Source organism: Lysobacter sp. 2RAF19 (assembly GCF_052115395.1).
Taxonomy (GTDB): Bacteria; Pseudomonadota; Gammaproteobacteria; order Xanthomonadales; family Xanthomonadaceae; genus Noviluteimonas.
In genome coordinates this window covers 134653-152519 of record NZ_JBFRGO010000002.1, presented here as the reverse complement: position 1 = coordinate 152519, position 17867 = coordinate 134653, and the positions used below count along the sequence as shown (strand labels likewise).

Genomic DNA, 17867 nt, shown 5'->3' with positions numbered 1-17867 from the left:
GTCCTCATGGCACGCGCGCGCACACCCACGCATCGACGCGATGCGCACCGGCGCGCAGCAAGGCTTCGGCGGCCGCGTGGAGCGTGGCGCCGGTGGTCATGACGTCGTCGACCAGCACGACATGCGCGGGAATGGCCGCGTCGCTCCGCACCGCAAAGGCGCGCCGTACATTGCGCCGCCGCGCCGCGGCCGCGCGTTCGGTTTGCGGGGCCGTCGCCCGCGTGCGCGCCAGGACGCCGGCGAGCAGCGGGACCTGCAGCGCCCGCGACAGCGGCCGCGCGAGTTCCAGCGCCTGGTCGTAGCCACGCGAACGCAGGCGCCCGGTATGCAGCGGAACGGCGAGCAGCGCATCGGGCCGTGGCAGCCCGGCGAAGGCCTCCGCCATCAGTTGCGAGAGCAGGCGGCCCGCGGCGAGATCGTCATGGAACTTGAAGCGCGGCAGCAGCCGATCGACCGGCGCCGCGTAGAGGCAGGCCGCGCGGACCTCCTGCAGCGGTGGCGGGCGCCGGCGACACGCCCCGCACCTGCCCGAGACCGGAAGCGGCAGTGCGCACCGCAGGCAAGCGGCCGGCATCCGCGGCAAGGCGCGCTCGCATGCGGCGCACAGATCCATCCCTGCGATGCCGGGCGCGCGGCAGGCCAGGCACCGGCTGGGCCAGAGCAGGCGGCTGGCATCGTTGCGCAGCCAGAACCCGAGGCGGGCGCGGAGCCCGTCAACCTGCGGCACCGGGAGTTGGTTGACAGCGACTGACATGGTTTCCAGACTGCCCGGCCTGTATTGCCATTGCTGTCGGGAAACTCCCATGCCTGCTGTCAGCCAAGTGCGCACCGATTGGTCCCGCGACGAAGTCCTCGCGCTGTTCGCGCTGCCCTTCACCGAGCTGCTGCATCGCGCCGGCACGGTCCATCGCGAACATTTCGACCCGACGGAAGTCCAGGTCTCCACGCTGTTGTCCGTGAAGACCGGCGGCTGCCCCGAAGATTGCGGCTATTGCCCGCAGGCCGCGCGCTACCACACGGGCGTGGAAGCCACGAAGCTGATGAGCACCGAAGACGTGGTCGCCAAGGCTCGCCAGGCGCGCGATGCCGGCGCCTCGCGCTTCTGCATGGGCGCCGCGTGGCGTTCGCCGAAGGACCGCGACATCCCGAAGGTCGCCGCGATGATTCGCGAGGTGAAGGCGCTCGGCCTGGAGACCTGCGCGACGCTGGGCATGCTCACCGGCGACCAGGCCAACGCCCTGCGCGACGCCGGCCTGGACTACTACAACCACAACATCGACACCGCGCCGGACTTCTACGGTGAAATCATCCACACGCGCGAGCTTCAGGATCGGCTGGACACGCTGTCGCACGTGCGCGACGCGGGCATGAAGACCTGTTGCGGCGGCATCGTCGGCATGGGCGAATCGCGCGAACAGCGCGCCGGCCTGCTGCACACGCTGGCCACGCTTCCCGCACACCCCGATTCGGTGCCGATCAATCGCCTCGTGCAGGTCGCGGGCACGCCGCTGGCCGGGACCGCGGTGTTGGATCCGTTCGAATTCGTCCGCACGATCGCCGTCGCCCGGATCCTCATGCCGCGCTCGATGGTCCGCCTCTCGGCCGGCCGCGAGACGATGAGCGACGAGCTGCAGGCCCTGTGCTTCGCGGCCGGCGCCAACTCGATCTTCTACGGCGAGAAGCTGCTGACCACCGGCAACCCGGACACCGAGCACGACCAACGGTTGTTCGAACGCCTTGGACTGCGACCCATGCACGTTGCGGCCGCCGAAGTGGCGTCAGACTGCAGCACCACCGTCCACGCCGCCATTACCGGGCAGGCCGCCTGACCCATGCGCCCGCGCTTGCACGAACGCGTCGCCGCCGCCCGCGCCCAGCGCGAGGCGCAGGCGCGCACGCGCGTTCGGCGCAGCGTCACCCGGCGCGACGGCGTCCGCTTCGAAGTCGACGGGCATTGGCTCACCGGCTTCTGCAGCAATGATTACCTCGGCCTCGCGCAGCAGTTCGCGGTGGTCAATGCGATGCAGGATGCGGCTGCGCGCGACGGTGCGGGCGGTGTCGCCTCGCACCTGGTCTGCGGCCACCACGCCACGCACGATGCACTCGAACGCGAACTGGCCACCTGGCTGGGCGCGCCGCGCGCCCTGCTGTTCGGCAGCGGGTATCTGGCGAACCTGGCCGTCGTGCAGGCCTTCCTCGGCGACGAGGATGTCTGCGTGCAGGATCGCCTCAACCACGCGAGCCTGATCGACGCCGCGCGCGTCTCGGGCTGCAAGCTCCGCCGCTATCCGCACCTGGATGCCGAAGGCGCGTTGCGCCAGTTGCGCAGCGTGCCCGAGGGCGCGGCGATGCTCGCCACCGACGGCGTCTTCAGCATGGATGGCGATGTCGCGCCGATGCGCGAACTCGCGGTCATCGCACGCGTGCAGCACGCCCTGTTCTATGTCGACGATGCGCACGGCGTCGGCGTGCTCGGCCCCGAAGGGCGCGGCACGGTGGCGGCCGCGCGCCTGGGCGTCGACGCAGTGCCCCTGCAGCTGGTCACGCTCGGCAAGGCGCTCGGCAGTTACGGCGCGGCGGTGGTCGGCGACGCCGACCTGATCGCGCACCTGGAAGAAACCGCGCGTCCGTACATCTACACCACCGCGTTGCCGCCGGCGCAGGCTGCGGCATCGCTCGCCGCGGTGAAGCTCGCGCGTCGCGACCAGTGGCGTCGCGAAAAACTGGTCGCCTCGATCGCGCGCTTCCGCGCGGGCGCGGCGAAGCACGGCTTCGAACTGTTGCCCTCGCATTCGCCGATCCAGCCGGTGATGTGCGGCGATGAAGCGCATGCGCTGGCCTTCGCGCAGGCCCTGGAGGCGCAGGGTTTCTGGGTCTCCGCGATCCGTCCGCCGACCGTGCCGGACGGCAAGTCGCGCCTGCGCGTCACGCTCTCGGCGCTGCATTCGCCGCAGGAGATCGACGCGTTGCTCGATGCGCTCGCGTGGTCGCGCGATGCGGTCGGCCACGGCTTCGGAAACGACGCGCAACCGCTCGCCGCCCAAGCATGACCCACGGCGCGCACGACGGGCGCCGCGCATTCGCGGCCATCGGCGTCGCGTTGCTCTCGGCGCTGTTCTTCACCCTGACCTACGTGCTCAATCGCGCGTCGGCGAGCGGCGGCGGCCATTGGTTGTGGATCGCGTGCCTGCGCTACCTCATCACCTTGCCGTTGCTGCTGCCGCTGATGCCCTGGCAGGGCGGCATCGCGCCGGTGTGGCGTGCGATGCGCGCGCATCCGGTCGCGTGGCTGACGTGCAGCATGACCGGCTTCGTCGCCTTCTACCTGTTCCTGTCCTACGCGGCGGCGAGCGGGCCCTCGTGGCTGATCGCGGGCAGCTTCCAGTTCACGGTGGTCGCCGGGATGTTGTGCGCGCCGCTGCTGTATCGCGACGCGCGGCGCAAGGTGCCGAAGGCGGCGCTCGGCGTCGGCGGCCTGATCCTCGCGGGCGTGGTGTTGCTGCAGGTGGGGTATGCCGAAGGCCGGCTCGATCGTGCGGCGTGGATCGCACTGGCGTGCGTGCTGGTCTCGGCGACGTTGTACCCGATCGGCAACCGCCTCCTGCTGCTGCACCTGGAACGCACGGGCGAACACCTCAACGCGACGCAACGCGTCTTCGGCATGACACTCGCGAGCCAACCGGCATGGCTGATCGTCGCCGCGTTCGCGTTCCAGCACGTGGGCGCGCCCACGGTTTCGCAAGTGGGGCTCGCCACCGGTGTCGCGCTCGGTGCGGGCATCATCGCGACGATCCTGTTCTTCCAGGCCACCGGCATGGTGCGCGACCAGCCCGCGGCCCTTGGCGCCGCCGAAGCGATGCAGGCGGCGGAACTGTTGTTCGCGATGGTGCTCGGCACCTCGTTCCTCGGCGAGCGTTGGCCGCGCGGCATCGCATCGTGGGGAGCGTGCCTGGTCGTCGCGGGCATCGGCTTGTTCGCGTGGCTCGTTTCGCGCCCGAAGAAGACGCCCGTCGTGCTGGCGGAGGAACCGCACGCATGAGCCTGCATGTCGAGGTCGTCGGCAAGGGCCCGCCGCTGGTGCTGCTGCACGGATGGGCGATGCATGGCGGCGTGTTCGCGCCGCTCGTCGCACGGCTGCGCGAACGCTACACGTTGCACGTCGTCGATCTGCCGGGCCACGGCCTGTCGCGCGATTGCGACATTCCGCTGGCGCTGGATCCCTGCGTGGAGGCCATCGCCGCGCACGTTCCCCCCGCGCCGTGGTGCGGTTGGTCGCTCGGCGGCTTGTTCGCGCTGCATGCGGCCATCGAACGCCCGCACCACGCCACCGCCGCCGCGCTGCTTTGCGCCAGCGCCCGTTTCGTGCGCAGCGACGACTGGCGTTACGGCGTCTCGCCCGAAATCTTTCGCGACTTCGCCACCGGCCTGCGCAACGATTACCGCGCCACGCTCGATCGCTTCGTCGCGCTCGAAGCCTTCGGTTCGGATCACGCGAAGGACGAGTTGCGCGCGCTGCGCGATGAATTGTTCGCGCGCGGCGAACCGTCGGCGCATGTGCTCGCCGATGGCCTGGACCTGCTGAAGACCGTCGACCTCCGTGACGCAATGCCGCGCTTGGCATCGCCCAGTCTCTGGCTCGCCGGGCGCCGCGACCGACTCGTCGACGCGCGTGCGATGCGCGACAGTGCCGCGCTCGCACAAGGGCCCGCGCAGGTCCACGTCGTCGATCACGCCGGCCACGCACCGTTCCTCACGCATGCCGACGTCGTCGCCGCGCATCTTTCGGATTTCCTCGGCGCATGAGCAGCCTGTTCGACAAACGCCACGTCCGCCGCGCGTTCTCGCGATCGGCCGCGAGCTACGACGCCGCCGCGCGCCTGCAGCACGAAGTGGAATCGCGCCTGCTCGAATCGCTGGATTATCTCGACGATCCAAAACTCGAATTGCCGAAGCCCGACGTCGTGCTCGATCTCGGCGCCGGCCCCGGCCGCGCGAGCGCGGCGATGCGCAAGCGGTGGCCGAAAGCGCGCATCGTCGCCGTCGACCTGGCCCTGCCGATGCTGCGCGAAGCCGGCAAGCGCAGTGGCTGGTGGCGGCCGTTCGATCGCGTCAATGCGGACGTGCGCGCCCTGCCCTTCGTCGAAGGCAGTGTCGACGTGCTGTTCTCCAACCTGTGCGTGCAGTGGGTCGAGGACCTGCCTGCCGCGTTCGCGGGCTTCCGCCGCGTGTTGAAGCCCGGCGGACTGCTGTTGGTGTCGACCTTCGGCCCCGAGACGCTGCAGGAATTGCGCGATGCGTTCTCGCACGCAGATGCCACGCCGCATGTCTCGCCTTTCGCCACCATCGCGCAGTTCGGCGATGCCCTGGTGCACGCGGGCTTCAAGAACCCCGTGCTCGATCGCGATGTCTACACCACGCGCTACGACGACCTGGCCTCCCTGATGCGCGAGCAACGCGCGATCGGCGCGACCAACGCACTGCAGACCCGCCGCCACACACTGACGGGGCGCGCGCGTTTCGCCGCGGCCGCGCAGGCCTACGACGCCTTCCGGCGGGAAGACGGCACCCTTCCGGCCACCTGGGAGGTCATCACGGCGATGGCCTGGGCACCGCCGCCGGGCGCACCGATCCGTGAGGGCGGGTTCGAAGTCACCTCGGTTCCGATCTCATCGATTCCCGTGCGCCGCCGCCCCCGCTGAGCCGCGCGGTGGTGCCGTTCACGCAACTGCCGTTAATGTTGCGCGCTTCAGGAGCAGGCTCATCATGCGGAAGACGTCGGCGATCATTGGTCTTGCGCTGGTGCTGGGCGGGTGCGGCGGCCGGGAGCCCTCGGCGCCGGGCGTCGTCGCGCCGCAGGCAACGCGCAACGTCGCGGCCGAAGCGGCGGTGGACCCGCGCCGGTCCGCGCTGACCAACATCCTCACCTGTCGCGACCGCGCGTTCCTCGCGCGCTCGCCCGAAGAGCAGCGCGCGGCCCTGGTGTCGATCGAAGGCGTCGCCTGCGATGCGGCCTCGCCGGGCGCACCGAACCGTTGCGCGATCCTGCCCTCGCTGAAGGTCGGCGGCGCCGACATCGCCTGGTTCGTCATCGGCACGCCGAACGAAGACCTCACGCCGATCGTCCTCCCCGCACCTCCCGAAGCCCTGCGAAATGCGATGCCTGCCGGCAGCGGCGCGTTGTCGCCGGGGACCGACCTTGGCGACACGACGGTCGAGTGCGCGATGCGCGACGGCGCGCTCGCCAAGGGCGCGATCAGCGGCAAGGTCCTGCGTGGCGGCGACGACGACAGCGCGATGCGCGTGTGCGCCTTCGAACTCGCCGAAGGCATGCCCATCTGCACGCAGACCGCCCGCGGCCAGCGCGCCTACAAACTCGAGCTGCAGCGCGGCGATTACCTCGTCCTCGCCATCCCGGTCGACGAGCACGACACGCGCGTGGGTTACAGCGAGTGCGATGCGCCCTTCGTCGGCGAGAGCCGCGACAGCCGCCACGTCGACGACACGCCGTGCTCGCACGAATTGAAGGTCGTCACCGTGCGCGCGGGCGAAACCACGACCGGCGTGGACCCCGCCGACCTGCGCGAACTCGGGGAAGCGGGCGACTGGCCGCAGCCGCCGCCGGCGGAGTGAAGCCTGCTGACAGCAGGGTGTCAGTAGCCCACGCGCACGCTGTCGGCCTTCCCCGCATGGAGCGCCGCCGTGATCGTCGATCTGCCTGAAGTCGAAGCGCCCGAAGTCGCATCGCGCATCGAAACCACCTGCTCGCCCGTCGTCGAACTGCGCCAGTACACGCTCCACCCCGGCCAGCGCGATGTGCTGATCGCCCTGTTCGAACGCGAATTCCTCGACACGCAGGAAGCCACCGGCATCCGTGTGCTCGGCCAGTTCCGCGATCTCGACGCGCCGGAGCGTTTCGTCTGGTTGCGTGGCTTTCCGGACATGGCGCAGCGCCGCGCATCGCTCGAGGCTTTCTACACCGGCCCGGCCTGGCAGGCGCATCGCGACGCGGCCAACGCGACGATGATCGATTCGGACGACGTGCTGCTGCTCAAGCCCGTCGCGCCCGCCTCCGGTTTCGCACTCGACGTGTCGATGCCGCACGTGGCGCACGCGCCCGACCGCGGCGGCCTGATCGTCGCCACGATCTATGCGTTCGATGCGCCGGTCGACATGGACTTCCTCGAATTCTTCGCCGCCGACCTGCATCCGGCGGTGTCGGCCGCGGGCGCGCGCGTGATCGCGAGCTTCGCCACCGAGTCGGCGCCCAACACCTGGCCGCGCTTGCCCGTGCGCGAAGGTGAGCACGTGTTCGCGTGGTTCGCGCGCTTCGAAGACCCGGCGGCTTACGCGCGTTATCGCGAAGCCCTGGTCGCCGCGCCGGGTTGGCGTGCCATCGCCGTCTCGCTCGCGCGCCGGCTGCTGGGCCCGCCGCAGGTGCTGCGCTTGGCGCCGACCTCGCGTTCCCGCCTCCGCTGAGGCGATCATGCGCGCATGCGTCGCGCCGATCGCCTCTTCCTCCTGGTCAACGCGCTCCGCGGCCGACGCGCCGCGGTGCCCGCGCACGCGCTCGCCGAATCGCTCGGGGTTTCGCTGCGCACGGTGTATCGCGACGTCGCCGACCTGCAGCTGTCCGGCGTGCCGATCGAAGGCGAAGCGGGCGTGGGGTACGTGCTGCGCAAGGGCGCGGACATTCCGCCGCTGATGTTCAACGCCGACGAGCTCGAAGCCCTGGTGGTCGGCACGCGGTTCGTGCGCGCATTCGGCGGCACGCGGCTCGGTGCTTCGGCCAAAGCTGCGCTGCTGAAAATCGAAGCCGTACTCCCGCCCGAGTTGCACGCGCGCAGCGAACGCAGCCGCATCTTCGCGCCGGAAGTCGCGCGCATGGAGTCGAGCGGATTGATCGATCGCCTGCACGCGGCGATCGAAGCGCGCAACGTGTTGCGACTGGATTATCGCGACCAGGATGGGCAAACCAGCGCGCGCGAAATCGAACCGTTGTGCCTGGCCTTCTGGGGCGGCAGTTGGACGATCGGTGCGTGGTGCCGCCTGCGCGCCGATTTCCGCAGCTTTCGTCCCGACCGCATCGACGCGATCGCCGAAACCGGCGAGATCTTCGCGGACGATGCCGCGCGTGGGCTCGAAGCGTATTTGCGCCGCGTGGGCGGCGCTTAGACGTCGCCGTCGTTGAGCCAGCCTTCGCCGGTGCCTTTGTTGAACACCGCGTCGCCCTGCTGCACGTCGCCCGCCGGGTAGGAGTCTTCCTTCGCAAGGCGCGCGTAGATCGGCGTGAAGTCCGGCCGCGTGGCTTCCATCAACTGCTCGTAGCTGTCGATGACGAAGTAGGTCTTCTGGTAGGTGTCGATGCGATAGCGCGTGCGCATGATGCGCTCGAGGTCGAAGCCGATGCGGTTGGGCGCCGCGCTCTCCAGGCAATGGATCGACTCGCCCTTCGAACTGACGATGCCGCTGCCGTAGATGCGCAGCCCGTCGTCCTGCTTGATCAGCCCGAATTCCACCGTGTACCAGTACAGGCGCGTGAGGTTGACCAGCGCTTCGGGGCCGATGCCGTGCGCTTTCACGCCGCCGCGGCCGTAGGCTTCCATGTAATCGGCGAACACCGGGTTCATGAGCAGCGGCACGTGGCCGAACAGGTCATGGAACAGGTCGGGTTCGCTGAGGTAATCCAGTTGCTCGGGCTTGCGGATCCACCAGGTCACCGGGAAGCGGCGATTGGCCAGGTGCTCGAAGAAGGTGAGCTCGGGCAACAGGCCTTCGACGCCGATGAGTTCCCAACCGGTGGTCTTGCGCAGCACCGCGTTGAGGTCGTCGAACTTCGGGATGCGGTCGGGCGTCATGCCCATCGCGCGCTGGTTGCGCAGGAACTCGTCGCTCGCGCGGCCGACCAGCACTTGCTGCTGGCGTTCGAACAGCGTCGCCCACACCGCGTGGTCGCTTTCGGTGTAACTCGACCACGGTTGTTCGACCACGGCCGTCGTGTACACCGGCACGTAGCCCTTGTCGGTGAGCTGGTGCTCGATGCGGTTCGGACTGGCCGACGTCGGCGAAGCGGTCGTATTCATGGGCCCCATGCTAGCCCTGCAGCACGCAAGGCGGTTGCGATCTTGGGCCGATCCTCGGGCCGGAAGGATGATCCCGGCGCGAAAATCCCGTGAAGGGGGCCGTCAAACCGGCGTCAGGTCGAAGCGCGACCGGTTCGGGAAACTGAACGACGCATTTCACGAAACGGCAGCGAACGCGACGCGATCATCGGCGCATGGCCCCGCTATCGGCACGAAAACCCATCGTCCCCGGCACCGATCAGGCGCATCGCACGGCCGCTGCGCTCATGCGCGAGTTCGCCGAGCGCACCGGCGTGATCGGCCAGGCGCCACCGCAGCGCTATCTGTGGACCGATGCATTCGCCGTCTGCAATTTCCTCGCGCTCGATCAGGTCGATTGCGCGGAGCGCCTTATCGAACAGGTGCATTCGATCCTCGGCCGCCATCGCCCCGACGATGCGCGCACCGGCTGGATCGGCGGCATGGACGACATGACCGCGATCGAACATCCCACGCGCGGCGGACTGCGCATCGGCAAACCGTTGGGCGAACGCCCGCCCGACGCGTTGCTCGACGCCGAGCTGGAATGGGAACGCGATGGCCAGTACTTCCACTACCTGACGCGCTGGATGCACGCGCTCGATCAATTCTCGCGCCGCACCGGCCAGGCCGATGCGGGCCGCTGGGCGCGCGAACTCGCACAGACCGCGCATCGCGCGTTCACCTACGCGCCCGCGGCCGGCGCGCCGATGCGCATGTACTGGAAGATGCGCATCGATCTGTCCGCGCCGCTGGTGACCGCGATGGGCCAGCACGATCCGCTCGATGGTCTGATCACGGATCTGCAATTGCGTGCGCATCGCCCCGCGGCGCGCGTCGGTTATGGGCCCGACCTGGATGTCGAATTGCGTGAGATGGCCGCGATCGTCGCCGGCACGAACCTGCTCAGCGACGATCCGCTCGGCATCGGTGGCTTGCTCGTCGACGCGTATCGCCTCGCGCAATTGCTGCGCGTGCGGCCCGGCGACAATCCCCTGCTCGGTCTGGTGACGGGCGCCGCCGCGAGCGGGCTTTCGCGGTATCTGGCGACGCAACCCTTCGCACGCCCGCTCGCCCATCGCCTCGCGTTTCGCGAACTCGGCCTGGCGATCGGCCTGCAGGCGGTCACGCGGTTGTGGAGTGTGTTGGAACGGGATGCGGCATCGCTCGATGCGCAGCCGACCTTGCGCAAGGCGCTCGACCAGCTCGTCGCGCAGGTGCCGCTCGCGCGCACGATCTGCGATACCTGGTGCGAAATCGAACGCAGCGACGATCCACAGTGGCGAGCGCACGAGGACATCAACGCGGTGATGCTCGCCACCGCGCTGGTGCCGTCGGGTTACATCGAGCTGGACGAATCGCCCTCTTCGGGCTCGTCTTCCCAGCTGTAACGCTGCCGCGGCGCGGGCGGATCGGCGTGGCGGAACGCGATCGCCGCAGCGATGCCGCCGATCGCGCCGCCCAAATGCGATTGCCAGGAAATCGTCGGATCGTGCGGCAGCACGGTCACGAGCATGCCGCCGGAGAACACGAACGCGATCATCGCCGCCGCGACGGACGCACGATCGCGCCGCAACAAACCGAGCGTCGCGACCAGGTAGGCCAGGCCCTGCAACACCCCACTCGCGCCGAGATGATGCGAACCGGTTTCGCCCAGGCACCACGCCGCCACGCCCGAACCGACCCACGCCAGCGGCACCGCGCGCACCGTCGCGCGTGGATACACGCTGCCGGCGAGCGCGCCCAGGAGCAGCAGCGCGGCCACGTTCGACAGCAGGTGATCGGGCGAACCATGCAGCAGGGGCGCGGTGAGCACGCCGAGCCAGCCGGCCGCGGTGCCCGGCGTCACCGCGAGCGCATCGACGGGCAGGAACCCTTGGAAGGCATAGATCACGCACAGTGCGAAGGCGGCGGCCAGCGTCCACTGCACCGCGCGCTGGATGCGGCGCTTGTCGCGCAGCCGTTGGGCGTGAAGATCGTCGGGCAGCGCGTCGGTGGGCAGGTGCATGGAACGAGGGATGGCGTCGAATCCAGCCGGGACAAGGGCGTGGCGCGTAAAATGCGGCGGATGGACGCACTCGCCCCCACTACCGTCCGCCTGCGCAATGCCTGGCGGTCCTCGCATCCCTGGATTTTCCAGAAACTCGTCGAAAAACCCGCGGTCCGGCCCAAGCCGGGCAGCATCGTCGACGTGGTCGGCGTGGAAGGCGACTGGATCGGCCGCGGCTTCTACAACGGCCACTCGCGCATCGCGGTGCGCATTCTCGAGTCCGACCCGTCCGTCGAAGTCGACGCGGGCTGGTTCGCGCGCAAGATCGGGCAGGCCGTGCATCTGCGCCGCGAGGTCCTGCAGCTCGACAAGGTGAGCGACGCCTGGCGCGTGGTGCATTCGGAAGGCGACGGCCTGAGCGGACTGGTCGTCGACCGTTACGCCGACCTGCTCGTCGTCGAATTCTTCAGCGCCGGCATGTACCGCCATCGCGAGTGGATCTACGACGCGCTGCGCGAACATTTCCCCGGTTGCCGCTTCCACGCCTTCGCCGACGAACACGTGCAAAAGCAGGAGTCCTTCGACTTCCGTGGCACCGAACCTGCCAAGCCGGCGATCATCACCGAGTACGGCATCAAGTTCCGCGCCGACCCCGCGGGCGCGCACAAGACCGGTTTCTTCGCCGACCAGCGCGACAACCGCGAGTGGCTCTCGCATCTGTGCGAAGGCCAGCGCGTGCTCGATTTGTGCTGCAACACCGGCGGCTTCGCGGTGTACGCGGCGGCGCGCGGCGCGGCCGAAGTGGTCGGCATCGACATCGACAACGACGTCATCGAAATCGCCAAGGGCAACGCGAAACTGAACAACGTGCGCCCGCGCTTCGTGCAGGCCGACATCTTCCCGTGGCTGCGCGATGCCTCCAACAACGGCGAGCGCTACGACGTGGTGATCCTGGATCCGGCCAAGATGACGCGCGATCGCGAGCAGGTGATCCCCGCGCTCAAGAAATACCTCGACATGAACAAGCTCGCGCTCGGCGTGGTGAAGCCGGGCGGGTTGTTCGCCACCTTCTCGTGCACGGGCCTGGTGAGCGAAGAGCAGTTCCTCGACATGCTGCGCCGCGCGGCGTTCTACGCCGGGCGCACGGTGCAGGTGTTGAAGGTTTCCGGCGCGGGTCCCGACCATCCGTTCCTTGCGCAGGCGCAGGAATCGCGCTATTTGAAGGCCGTCTTTTGCCGCGTGCTGGATTGAGTCGTCGCAGGTGCTGAGAAACAAGCAGCGCATACACTGCACACGCCCGACCGGAGAACGCCCATGTCCGCCACCCTGATCCTGAGCTGCGTCCTGGCGCTGGCGGCGGGGCTGTCGATCGGATTCGCGTTGCGCCGGAAGGAAATCGACGCCTTCCGCGAACGCAGCCGCGAGGACGCGATCGCCGTCGAGCGCGCCCGCGCCGAGGCCGATGAAGCCCGCCGTGCACGCGCGGAAACCGAAGGCTTCGTGCGCGCCGCGCAGGAACAACTCTCCGCGCGCTTCACCGAACTGGCCGGCAAGGCCTTCCAGGAACGCGGCCAGCAGTTCGAACACAACGTGCGCCAGGCCACCGGCCAGTCGAAGTCGGACATCGAGTTGCTGCTCAAGCCCTTCGCCGACCAACTGGGCGAGTTCCGCAAGCGCGTGGACACCGTCTACGGCGACGAAGCGAAGGAGCGCGCGTCGCTTCTCGGCGCCGTGCAGGAACTCAAGACGCTCAACCAGGACATGGCCGCGAAGGCCGATTCGCTCACCCGCGCGCTGAAGGGCAATTCGAAGATCCGCGGCGACTGGGGCGAGCTCATGCTCGAAAACGTGCTGCGTTCCTCCGGCCTGGAAGAAGGCGTGCACTTCGATCGCCAGCAATCGAGCACCGACGCCGAGGGCCGCCGCCTGCGCCCCGACGTGATCGTGCGCCTGCCCGACGACCGCCGCATCGTCGTCGACAGCAAGGTCAACCTGGTCGCGTGGCAGGAAGCGGTCAACGCCGACGTGCCGGAAGTGCAGGCCGAGGCGATGCGTCGCCACGCCACCGCGCTGCGCCAGCACGTGCGCGACCTGGCCGAGCGCAACTATCCGGCGGCGGTGGGCGACACGGCGCTGGCCGTCACCATCGCATTCGTGCCGATCGAAGGCGCACTTTCCGCCGCGCTGGGCTTCGACGACCGCCTGCAGACCGATGCCTTCGAAAAAGGCGTCGTGTTCGCCTCGCCCAACACGCTGATGGCGATGCTCCGCGTCGCCGACCGCCTGTGGACGCGCGACAAGCTGCAGAAGCAGGCGATGAAGATCAGCGAGACCGGCGGGCACCTGCTGGATTCGGTGATCGCCTTCCTGGCCGACTTCACCTCGGTGGGCGCCGAACTGGAAAACGCGCAGAAGGCCTATCGCGCCGCGCGCAACCGCCTCGAGGAATCGCCGCAGGCCGTGATTCCGCGCGCGCGCCGGCTCGCGGAAATGGGCGTCAAGGGAAAGAAGAAACTACCGGCCGACCTGGAGCCGGAGGACCTCGAAGACGCAGCCCTCAGCCGCCACCCATCGGCGTGACCGGGATGGCGTCCATCGGCACGGTCGGGTTGTTGTCCTCGCGCAGGTAATCGGGCAGCGAGCTGTCTTCGTCGATGTTGCGGTCGCCGAAGATCTGGTAATCGCGGCGTTGCAGCCAGGCGTCGCGCACGAGCGCGTAATCATCCGCGGCGCCTTCGCGCATCGCATCCACCGCGAGCAACTGCGTACGCACGTCCACCAGCTGCAGCCCCTGCACGAAGATGCGGAGCTTGTCGTCTTCCACGCCGTGCAGCAGGCCGAACGGTGCATCGCCCGCCATGCCGAAGATGTCGCGCACCGTACGCGGCCCGAACAGGGGCAGCTCGACATAACGCGATTGCTTCCATCCCCACACGCCGAGCGTCTGGCCGAAGTCCTCGCTGATGCGCGGGAGTTTCGCGTCCGAGGCCGGGTCGAAAATGCCGCCCAGGCCCAGCGTGACGTTCAGCGCGAAGCGGCCGATCGCCTGGCCCGCCTGTTTCGGCTTGCCTTGCAGCAGGCTGTTGAGCGCGCTGAGCGGCTGGTAGAGATTGGAGAAGAAGTTGCTGACGCCCAGGCGCACCGGGCGCGGAATGACTTTCACGTACGCCTTCGCCAACGGCTTCGCGATGACGCGGTCGATCGCGTTGTTGAAGGTGTGCATCTTGCGGTTGAAGGGCTCCCACGGGTCGTAGGCCTTCGGGAGTTCCGCGGCGGTGGGCAGCGCGCCGTCGCCGTAGATCGACACGAAGTCTTCTTCGGCGGCCGTCGGGGCTTCGGTGGATTGCGGTTCGGCGCTCGTCGATGCGGCGGGCACGTCGACTGCGACGGGTGCGGCGGAGGTCGATGCCGCGGGGACCTCGACGGCGATTGGCGCAGCCGTCGTCGCCGGCATGGGGACATCGACCGGTGCGGCGCGGGTCTCAACCGGTGCCGGGAGAACGGCATCCTGCGCGAACGCCACCGGCGCACCGAGCGCGAGCAGGGCGCCGGCGAGCAGCGCGGAAATCGAAACGAGGGGGCGATCCATGCCGGAAAGTGTAAATGGGGAAAGTGCGTGGCGTTCGGGACGATGCGTCCTGAATGCGGATCAGGCGCTGGCGAAGCCCAGCGACCCATCCAGCCGGTAGGCGGCGCGGAGCTCGCCCAGGCCCGGCGGGCTGCCTTCGATGGCCACGCCGGTGCCCGCGCGCGCGGCGAGCTCGGCGAGCAGCGCCACGCCGGCGCTGTCGACCAGGGTCACGCCGCGCAGGTCGATGCGGCGCACGCCCGCGATCGCCTTGTGGACCTGCGACCACGCCGCCGCCACCGAAGCGCGGACCAGCGCGCCGGTGAAGACGAGCGCGTCGCCGTCGCGGGCGACGGCGAGCGGGGATGCGGGATCGCGGCGGGCGTCGTTCATCGGCTTACTGCGACGCCTGCGCCTGCAGCTTGCCGGCGCGCAGGTCGGCGGCGACCTGCTTGATGCCCTTGGTCTGCAGCGGGCCGTCGAACTGCGTGCGGAAGGTCTGCACGAAGGACACGCCTTCGACCATCACGTCGAAGACCTGCCAGTTCGCGCCGTTCTTGTGCATCAGGTAATCGACGGGCGTGGCCTGGCCGTTGGCACGGACGAACTCGCTGGACACGCGCACCATCGCGCCGCCGCGCAACGGGGTTTCGCTCTTCACGCGGATCTTCAGGCCCTTGTCGAAGGCCAGCAGCGCCGAGCCGTAGCGCGCCATCAGGCTGTCGGACAGCGCGTCGGAGAACAGCTTGACGTCGGCATCCGACGCACCGCGGCCGTGGCGGCCGAGCACCAGGCGACCGGCGTAATCGCGATCGAACATCTGGGTGAATTCGGTGCTGACGAACTTGTCGAGCGCGGCGCGATCCTTCATGAACTCGTCGCGGCGCTTTTCCAACGTGGCGACGATGCGCGTGGCATTGGTGAGCACCAGTTGGCTCGGCTGGCCCTGCGTGGTGGGCGCGGCGGCCGGCTTGGCGGCGGCTTGCGCGTGCACGATCGACGGCCCCGCGGCGGCGAGCGCGACAGCGAGGGCGGAGGCGGCGAGCGCTTGGCGGAGCAGGCCGCGCTGGGACACGCGGACGGCAGTCTGGGTTCGCTTCATGGGGTGGTTTCCGTGGGGGTGGCGGAAGTGGATGCAGCGGCGGGGGCCGCGGCACCGGCGGGCTTGTCGCCGCCGGAGAACATGTACTTGCCGACCAACTGCATGAGGTCGACGGCCGACTGCGTCAAGGCGATCTCGTCCCCGGGCTTCAGGGTTTCGACATCGCCGCCGGGCGACAGGCCGACGTAGGCCTCGCCCAGCAGGCCGCTGGTGAAAATGCCCGCGGACGTATCGGCCGGCAGGTCCTTGTAGCGGCCGTCGATCGACAGCGTCACGACCGAATCGAAACGCTGCGGATCCAGCCCGATGTCCGACACCGAGCCGACGACCACGCCGCCGATCTTCACCGGCGCTGCGACGCGCAACTGGCCGATCGTGGCGAAGCGCGCCTTGAGCGGGTAGGTATCCCCGCCGAAGCCCCACTTGTTGTTGGTCGAGGCGATCGCGAGGACCAGCAGGCTCGCGAGGGCAAGCAGCAGGAACGCGCCGACCGCGAATTCGAGACGGGGACCACGCATGGTCTTCAACTCCTGAACAGCAGGGCGGAAAGGACGAAATTGAACATCAGCACCAGCAGCGAGGCGTTGACCACCGCGCGCGTGGTGGCCACCGACGTGCCTTCGATGGTCGGCTCGGCGTGGAAGCCCACGTACGAGGCCACGAGCGCGGACACGCCGCCGAAGATCGCGGCCTTGATGAAAGCGACGAGGAAGTCGTCGTGGAAATCCACGCTGTCCTTCATCGTCTGCCAGAACGTGCCGCCGTCGATGCCGATCACGTGCACGGCTTCGAAGTAACCGGCCGCGATCGCCAGGCTGATGAAGAAGCCGGTGAGCAGCGGCACGCACAGCACCGCGGCCCAGAAGCGCGGGGCGACGGTCTTGGCCACCGGATCGATCGCCATCAGGCCCAGCGCGGTGATCTGGTCGGTCGCGCGCATCAGGCCCAGTTCGGCGGCGATCGACGAACCCGCGCGCCCGACGAACAGCAATGCCGTCAGCACCGGGCCCAATTCACGATACAGGCCCAACCCCAACAGCGCGCTCACCTGGCCGGTGGCGCCGTAGGTTTCCAGCGCGCGATAGCCGAGCAGCGTCACCGACAGGCCCACGAACGCACCGCCGGCGGCCACGATCGGCAGGGAGCGCGCGCCGATCTTGTAAATCTCTTTCGTGAGCTCGGCGAAGAAATCGCGGGTCGGCTTCGACGCGCGCAGGACCGACAGGGAAAACAGGCCCGCGGCGCCGAGGGCGCGCGTGGCGGCGACGAAGGGCATCAGGCGGCCTCCGGCGCGCGCGCCGTGGTGTCGAAGGGAATGGGGCCGTCGGGCTGCCCTTCCAGGAACTGGCGCACGAGCGGATCGCGCGAGTCGGCCAGTTCGGCCGGCGTCCCCGAAAACACGATGCCGCCGTTGGCGATCACGATCGCGTGGTCGGCGATGGGCATCGTCTCGTGGACGTGGTGCGTGACGACGATGCTGGTCAGGCCGAGCGTGTCGTTCAGGCGACGGACCAGGCTCATGACCACGCCGCTCGCGATGGGATCCAGGCCCGTCAGCGGTTCGTCGTAGACCATCAGCGGCGGATCCAGCGCGAGCGCGCGGGCCAGGGCCACGCGACGCGCCATGCCGCCGGAGAGTTCGCGCGGGAACAGGTCGGCCGCGGCGCGCAGGCCCACGCCATGCAGCTTCATCTCGACCAGGCGGCGGATCACCGCATCGGGCAGGTCGGTGTGCGTGCGCAGCGGCAGTGCGACGTTTTCGGCGACCGTCAGATCGGTCAGCAGGCCATTGCCCTGCAACAACACGCCGACGCGCTTGCGCATCGTCAGCAGGGCCTTCTGCGCACGCGGGACTTCTTCGCCGAACACCTCGACGTGGCCGGCGGCCGGCACGAGTTCACCGGTGAGCGCGGCCAGCAGCGTGGACTTGCCGCTGCCCGACGGCCCGAGCACGGCCGTGACGCTGCCGCGCGGCACCGCGAGGTCGATCTCGCGCAGCACCACCCGCCCGCCGCGTTCGAGGCGGAGGCCGGACATGCGCACGGCGGGCTGGTCTGGGGTCGTGTTCACGCGGGTGGGTGTCTTTCTAAATAGGCGAAAGGCGGCGCA

General features: G+C 69.1%; 20 protein-coding genes. 11 read left to right on the top strand and 9 right to left on the bottom strand.

The annotated features are described in order from the left end of the window. Positions 1-4: 4 nt before the first annotated feature. The gene (locus AB4059_RS07510; protein WP_498978139.1) at positions 5-754 is read right to left on the bottom strand and encodes a ComF family protein; all 750 of its coding nucleotides are present in this window, start codon (positions 752-754) and stop codon (positions 5-7) included. A 49-nt stretch (positions 755-803) separates the two neighbouring features. On the opposite strand from AB4059_RS07510, the gene bioB reads away from it, so the two are divergent. The 8 genes from bioB to AB4059_RS07470 all read left to right on the top strand — a co-directional run bounded on the left by bioB (position 804) and on the right by AB4059_RS07470 (position 8172). Next, positions 804-1829 (top strand): biotin synthase BioB, encoded by a 1026-nt coding sequence (gene bioB, locus AB4059_RS07505; RefSeq protein ID WP_498978137.1) that lies wholly within the window; start codon positions 804-806, stop codon positions 1827-1829. 3 nt (positions 1830-1832) lie between these two features. Further along, a complete protein-coding gene (bioF, locus tag AB4059_RS07500; protein ID WP_498978135.1) occupies positions 1833-3050 on the top strand; it encodes an 8-amino-7-oxononanoate synthase in 1218 nt (405 codons plus the stop codon). Continuing rightward, positions 3047-4039 (top strand): multidrug resistance efflux transporter family protein, encoded by a 993-nt coding sequence (locus tag AB4059_RS07495; protein ID WP_498978133.1) that lies wholly within the window; start codon positions 3047-3049, stop codon positions 4037-4039. Before bioF ends, AB4059_RS07495 begins: the two co-directional genes overlap by 4 nt. A gap of 2 nt (positions 4040-4041) precedes the next feature. Then, positions 4042-4803 carry a pimeloyl-ACP methyl ester esterase BioH gene (gene bioH, locus AB4059_RS07490; protein WP_498979032.1) on the top strand — a complete coding sequence of 254 codons (762 nt, stop codon included), beginning with the start codon at positions 4042-4044 and terminating at the stop codon, positions 4801-4803. Then, positions 4800-5699: a malonyl-ACP O-methyltransferase BioC gene (gene bioC / locus AB4059_RS07485; RefSeq protein WP_498978131.1), complete on the top strand. Its 900-nt coding sequence runs from the start codon at positions 4800-4802 to the stop codon at positions 5697-5699. The genes bioH and bioC overlap by 4 nt, the downstream gene beginning before the upstream one ends. A gap of 64 nt (positions 5700-5763) precedes the next feature. Next, positions 5764-6630: a hypothetical protein gene (locus AB4059_RS07480; protein ID WP_498978129.1), complete on the top strand. Its 867-nt coding sequence runs from the start codon at positions 5764-5766 to the stop codon at positions 6628-6630. 69 nt (positions 6631-6699) lie between these two features. Beyond that, a complete protein-coding gene (locus tag AB4059_RS07475; RefSeq protein ID WP_498978127.1) occupies positions 6700-7476 on the top strand; it encodes an NIPSNAP family protein in 777 nt (258 codons plus the stop codon). Positions 7477-7491: 15 nt separating this feature from the next. Next, entirely contained in the window at positions 7492-8172 is a 681-nt protein-coding gene (locus tag AB4059_RS07470; RefSeq protein ID WP_498978125.1) for a helix-turn-helix transcriptional regulator, read from the top strand. Here the strand turns inward: AB4059_RS07470 and phhA are convergent. Then, positions 8169-9080, bottom strand: coding sequence for a phenylalanine 4-monooxygenase (gene phhA, locus AB4059_RS07465; protein WP_498978122.1), 912 nt, complete (start codon positions 9078-9080; stop codon positions 8169-8171). The genes AB4059_RS07470 and phhA overlap by 4 nt on opposite strands. A gap of 194 nt (positions 9081-9274) precedes the next feature. Between phhA and AB4059_RS07460 the strand changes: the two genes are divergently transcribed. Beyond that, positions 9275-10489 carry a hypothetical protein gene (locus AB4059_RS07460; RefSeq protein ID WP_498978120.1) on the top strand — a complete coding sequence of 405 codons (1215 nt, stop codon included), beginning with the start codon at positions 9275-9277 and terminating at the stop codon, positions 10487-10489. Here AB4059_RS07460 and AB4059_RS07455 read toward each other — a convergent pair. Beyond that, the gene (locus tag AB4059_RS07455) at positions 10438-11106 is read right to left on the bottom strand and encodes a rhomboid family intramembrane serine protease (protein WP_498978118.1); all 669 of its coding nucleotides are present in this window, start codon (positions 11104-11106) and stop codon (positions 10438-10440) included. The two genes, AB4059_RS07460 and AB4059_RS07455, sit on opposite strands and share 52 nt — an antisense overlap. A gap of 60 nt (positions 11107-11166) precedes the next feature. Here AB4059_RS07455 and AB4059_RS07450 point away from each other — a divergent pair, with 60 nt between their 5' ends. Together AB4059_RS07450 and AB4059_RS07445 are read left to right on the top strand one after the other, a co-directional pair. Next, on the top strand, positions 11167-12339 hold the full coding sequence (locus tag AB4059_RS07450; RefSeq protein ID WP_498978115.1) for a class I SAM-dependent rRNA methyltransferase: 1173 nt from the start codon (positions 11167-11169) through the stop codon (positions 12337-12339). 63 nt (positions 12340-12402) lie between these two features. Continuing rightward, complete coding sequence (locus AB4059_RS07445; protein ID WP_498978113.1) at positions 12403-13668, top strand: DNA recombination protein RmuC; 1266 nt, start codon at positions 12403-12405, stop codon at positions 13666-13668. On the opposite strand, the gene AB4059_RS07440 is transcribed toward AB4059_RS07445, so the two are convergent. Genes AB4059_RS07440 through AB4059_RS07415 form a run of 6 tightly spaced genes read right to left on the bottom strand, consistent with a single transcriptional unit; the run spans position 13646 to position 17795 of the window. After that, positions 13646-14677 (bottom strand): MlaA family lipoprotein, encoded by a 1032-nt coding sequence (locus tag AB4059_RS07440; RefSeq protein WP_498978112.1) that lies wholly within the window; start codon positions 14675-14677, stop codon positions 13646-13648. The genes AB4059_RS07445 and AB4059_RS07440 overlap by 23 nt on opposite strands. A gap of 60 nt (positions 14678-14737) precedes the next feature. Beyond that, positions 14738-15049, bottom strand: a complete 312-nt coding sequence (locus AB4059_RS07435) for an STAS domain-containing protein (RefSeq protein ID WP_498978110.1) — start codon at positions 15047-15049, stop codon at positions 14738-14740. A gap of 4 nt (positions 15050-15053) precedes the next feature. Further along, the gene (locus AB4059_RS07430) at positions 15054-15758 is read right to left on the bottom strand and encodes an MlaC/ttg2D family ABC transporter substrate-binding protein (protein WP_498978108.1); all 705 of its coding nucleotides are present in this window, start codon (positions 15756-15758) and stop codon (positions 15054-15056) included. Next, positions 15755-16276 carry an outer membrane lipid asymmetry maintenance protein MlaD gene (gene mlaD, locus AB4059_RS07425; RefSeq protein ID WP_498978106.1) on the bottom strand — a complete coding sequence of 174 codons (522 nt, stop codon included), beginning with the start codon at positions 16274-16276 and terminating at the stop codon, positions 15755-15757. The genes AB4059_RS07430 and mlaD overlap by 4 nt, the downstream gene beginning before the upstream one ends. A 5-nt stretch (positions 16277-16281) precedes the next feature. Continuing rightward, positions 16282-17034, bottom strand: a complete 753-nt coding sequence (locus tag AB4059_RS07420) for an MlaE family lipid ABC transporter permease subunit (RefSeq protein ID WP_498978104.1) — start codon at positions 17032-17034, stop codon at positions 16282-16284. Further along, positions 17034-17795, bottom strand: coding sequence for an ABC transporter ATP-binding protein (locus AB4059_RS07415; protein ID WP_498979031.1), 762 nt, complete (start codon positions 17793-17795; stop codon positions 17034-17036). The genes AB4059_RS07420 and AB4059_RS07415 overlap by 1 nt, the downstream gene beginning before the upstream one ends. Between the last annotated feature and the right edge of the window lie 72 nt (positions 17796-17867).

Excerpts from the sequence above, each read along its gene's own strand:
- phhA (WP_498978122.1), bottom strand. The coding sequence starts at position 9,080 with ATGAATACGACCGCTTCGCCGACGTCGGCCAGTCCGAACCGCATCGAG.
- bioC (WP_498978131.1), top strand. The coding sequence starts at position 4,800 with ATGAGCAGCCTGTTCGACAAACGCCACGTCCGCCGCGCGTTCTCGCGA.
- bioF (WP_498978135.1), top strand. The coding sequence starts at position 1,833 with ATGCGCCCGCGCTTGCACGAACGCGTCGCCGCCGCCCGCGCCCAGCGC.
- AB4059_RS07450 (WP_498978115.1), top strand. The coding sequence starts at position 11,167 with ATGGACGCACTCGCCCCCACTACCGTCCGCCTGCGCAATGCCTGGCGG.
- AB4059_RS07445 (WP_498978113.1), top strand. The coding sequence starts at position 12,403 with ATGTCCGCCACCCTGATCCTGAGCTGCGTCCTGGCGCTGGCGGCGGGG.
- AB4059_RS07510 (WP_498978139.1), bottom strand. The coding sequence starts at position 754 with ATGTCAGTCGCTGTCAACCAACTCCCGGTGCCGCAGGTTGACGGGCTC.
- AB4059_RS07420 (WP_498978104.1), bottom strand. The coding sequence starts at position 17,034 with ATGCCCTTCGTCGCCGCCACGCGCGCCCTCGGCGCCGCGGGCCTGTTT.
- AB4059_RS07495 (WP_498978133.1), top strand. The coding sequence starts at position 3,047 with ATGACCCACGGCGCGCACGACGGGCGCCGCGCATTCGCGGCCATCGGC.
- AB4059_RS07480 (WP_498978129.1), top strand. The coding sequence starts at position 5,764 with ATGCGGAAGACGTCGGCGATCATTGGTCTTGCGCTGGTGCTGGGCGGG.
- AB4059_RS07455 (WP_498978118.1), bottom strand. The coding sequence starts at position 11,106 with ATGCACCTGCCCACCGACGCGCTGCCCGACGATCTTCACGCCCAACGG.
- AB4059_RS07470 (WP_498978125.1), top strand. The coding sequence starts at position 7,492 with ATGCGTCGCGCCGATCGCCTCTTCCTCCTGGTCAACGCGCTCCGCGGC.
- AB4059_RS07435 (WP_498978110.1), bottom strand. The coding sequence starts at position 15,049 with ATGAACGACGCCCGCCGCGATCCCGCATCCCCGCTCGCCGTCGCCCGC.
- mlaD (WP_498978106.1), bottom strand. The coding sequence starts at position 16,276 with ATGCGTGGTCCCCGTCTCGAATTCGCGGTCGGCGCGTTCCTGCTGCTT.
- AB4059_RS07415 (WP_498979031.1), bottom strand. The coding sequence starts at position 17,795 with ATGTCCGGCCTCCGCCTCGAACGCGGCGGGCGGGTGGTGCTGCGCGAG.
- AB4059_RS07440 (WP_498978112.1), bottom strand. The coding sequence starts at position 14,677 with ATGGATCGCCCCCTCGTTTCGATTTCCGCGCTGCTCGCCGGCGCCCTG.
- bioB (WP_498978137.1), top strand. The coding sequence starts at position 804 with ATGCCTGCTGTCAGCCAAGTGCGCACCGATTGGTCCCGCGACGAAGTC.
- AB4059_RS07430 (WP_498978108.1), bottom strand. The coding sequence starts at position 15,758 with ATGAAGCGAACCCAGACTGCCGTCCGCGTGTCCCAGCGCGGCCTGCTC.
- AB4059_RS07460 (WP_498978120.1), top strand. The coding sequence starts at position 9,275 with ATGGCCCCGCTATCGGCACGAAAACCCATCGTCCCCGGCACCGATCAG.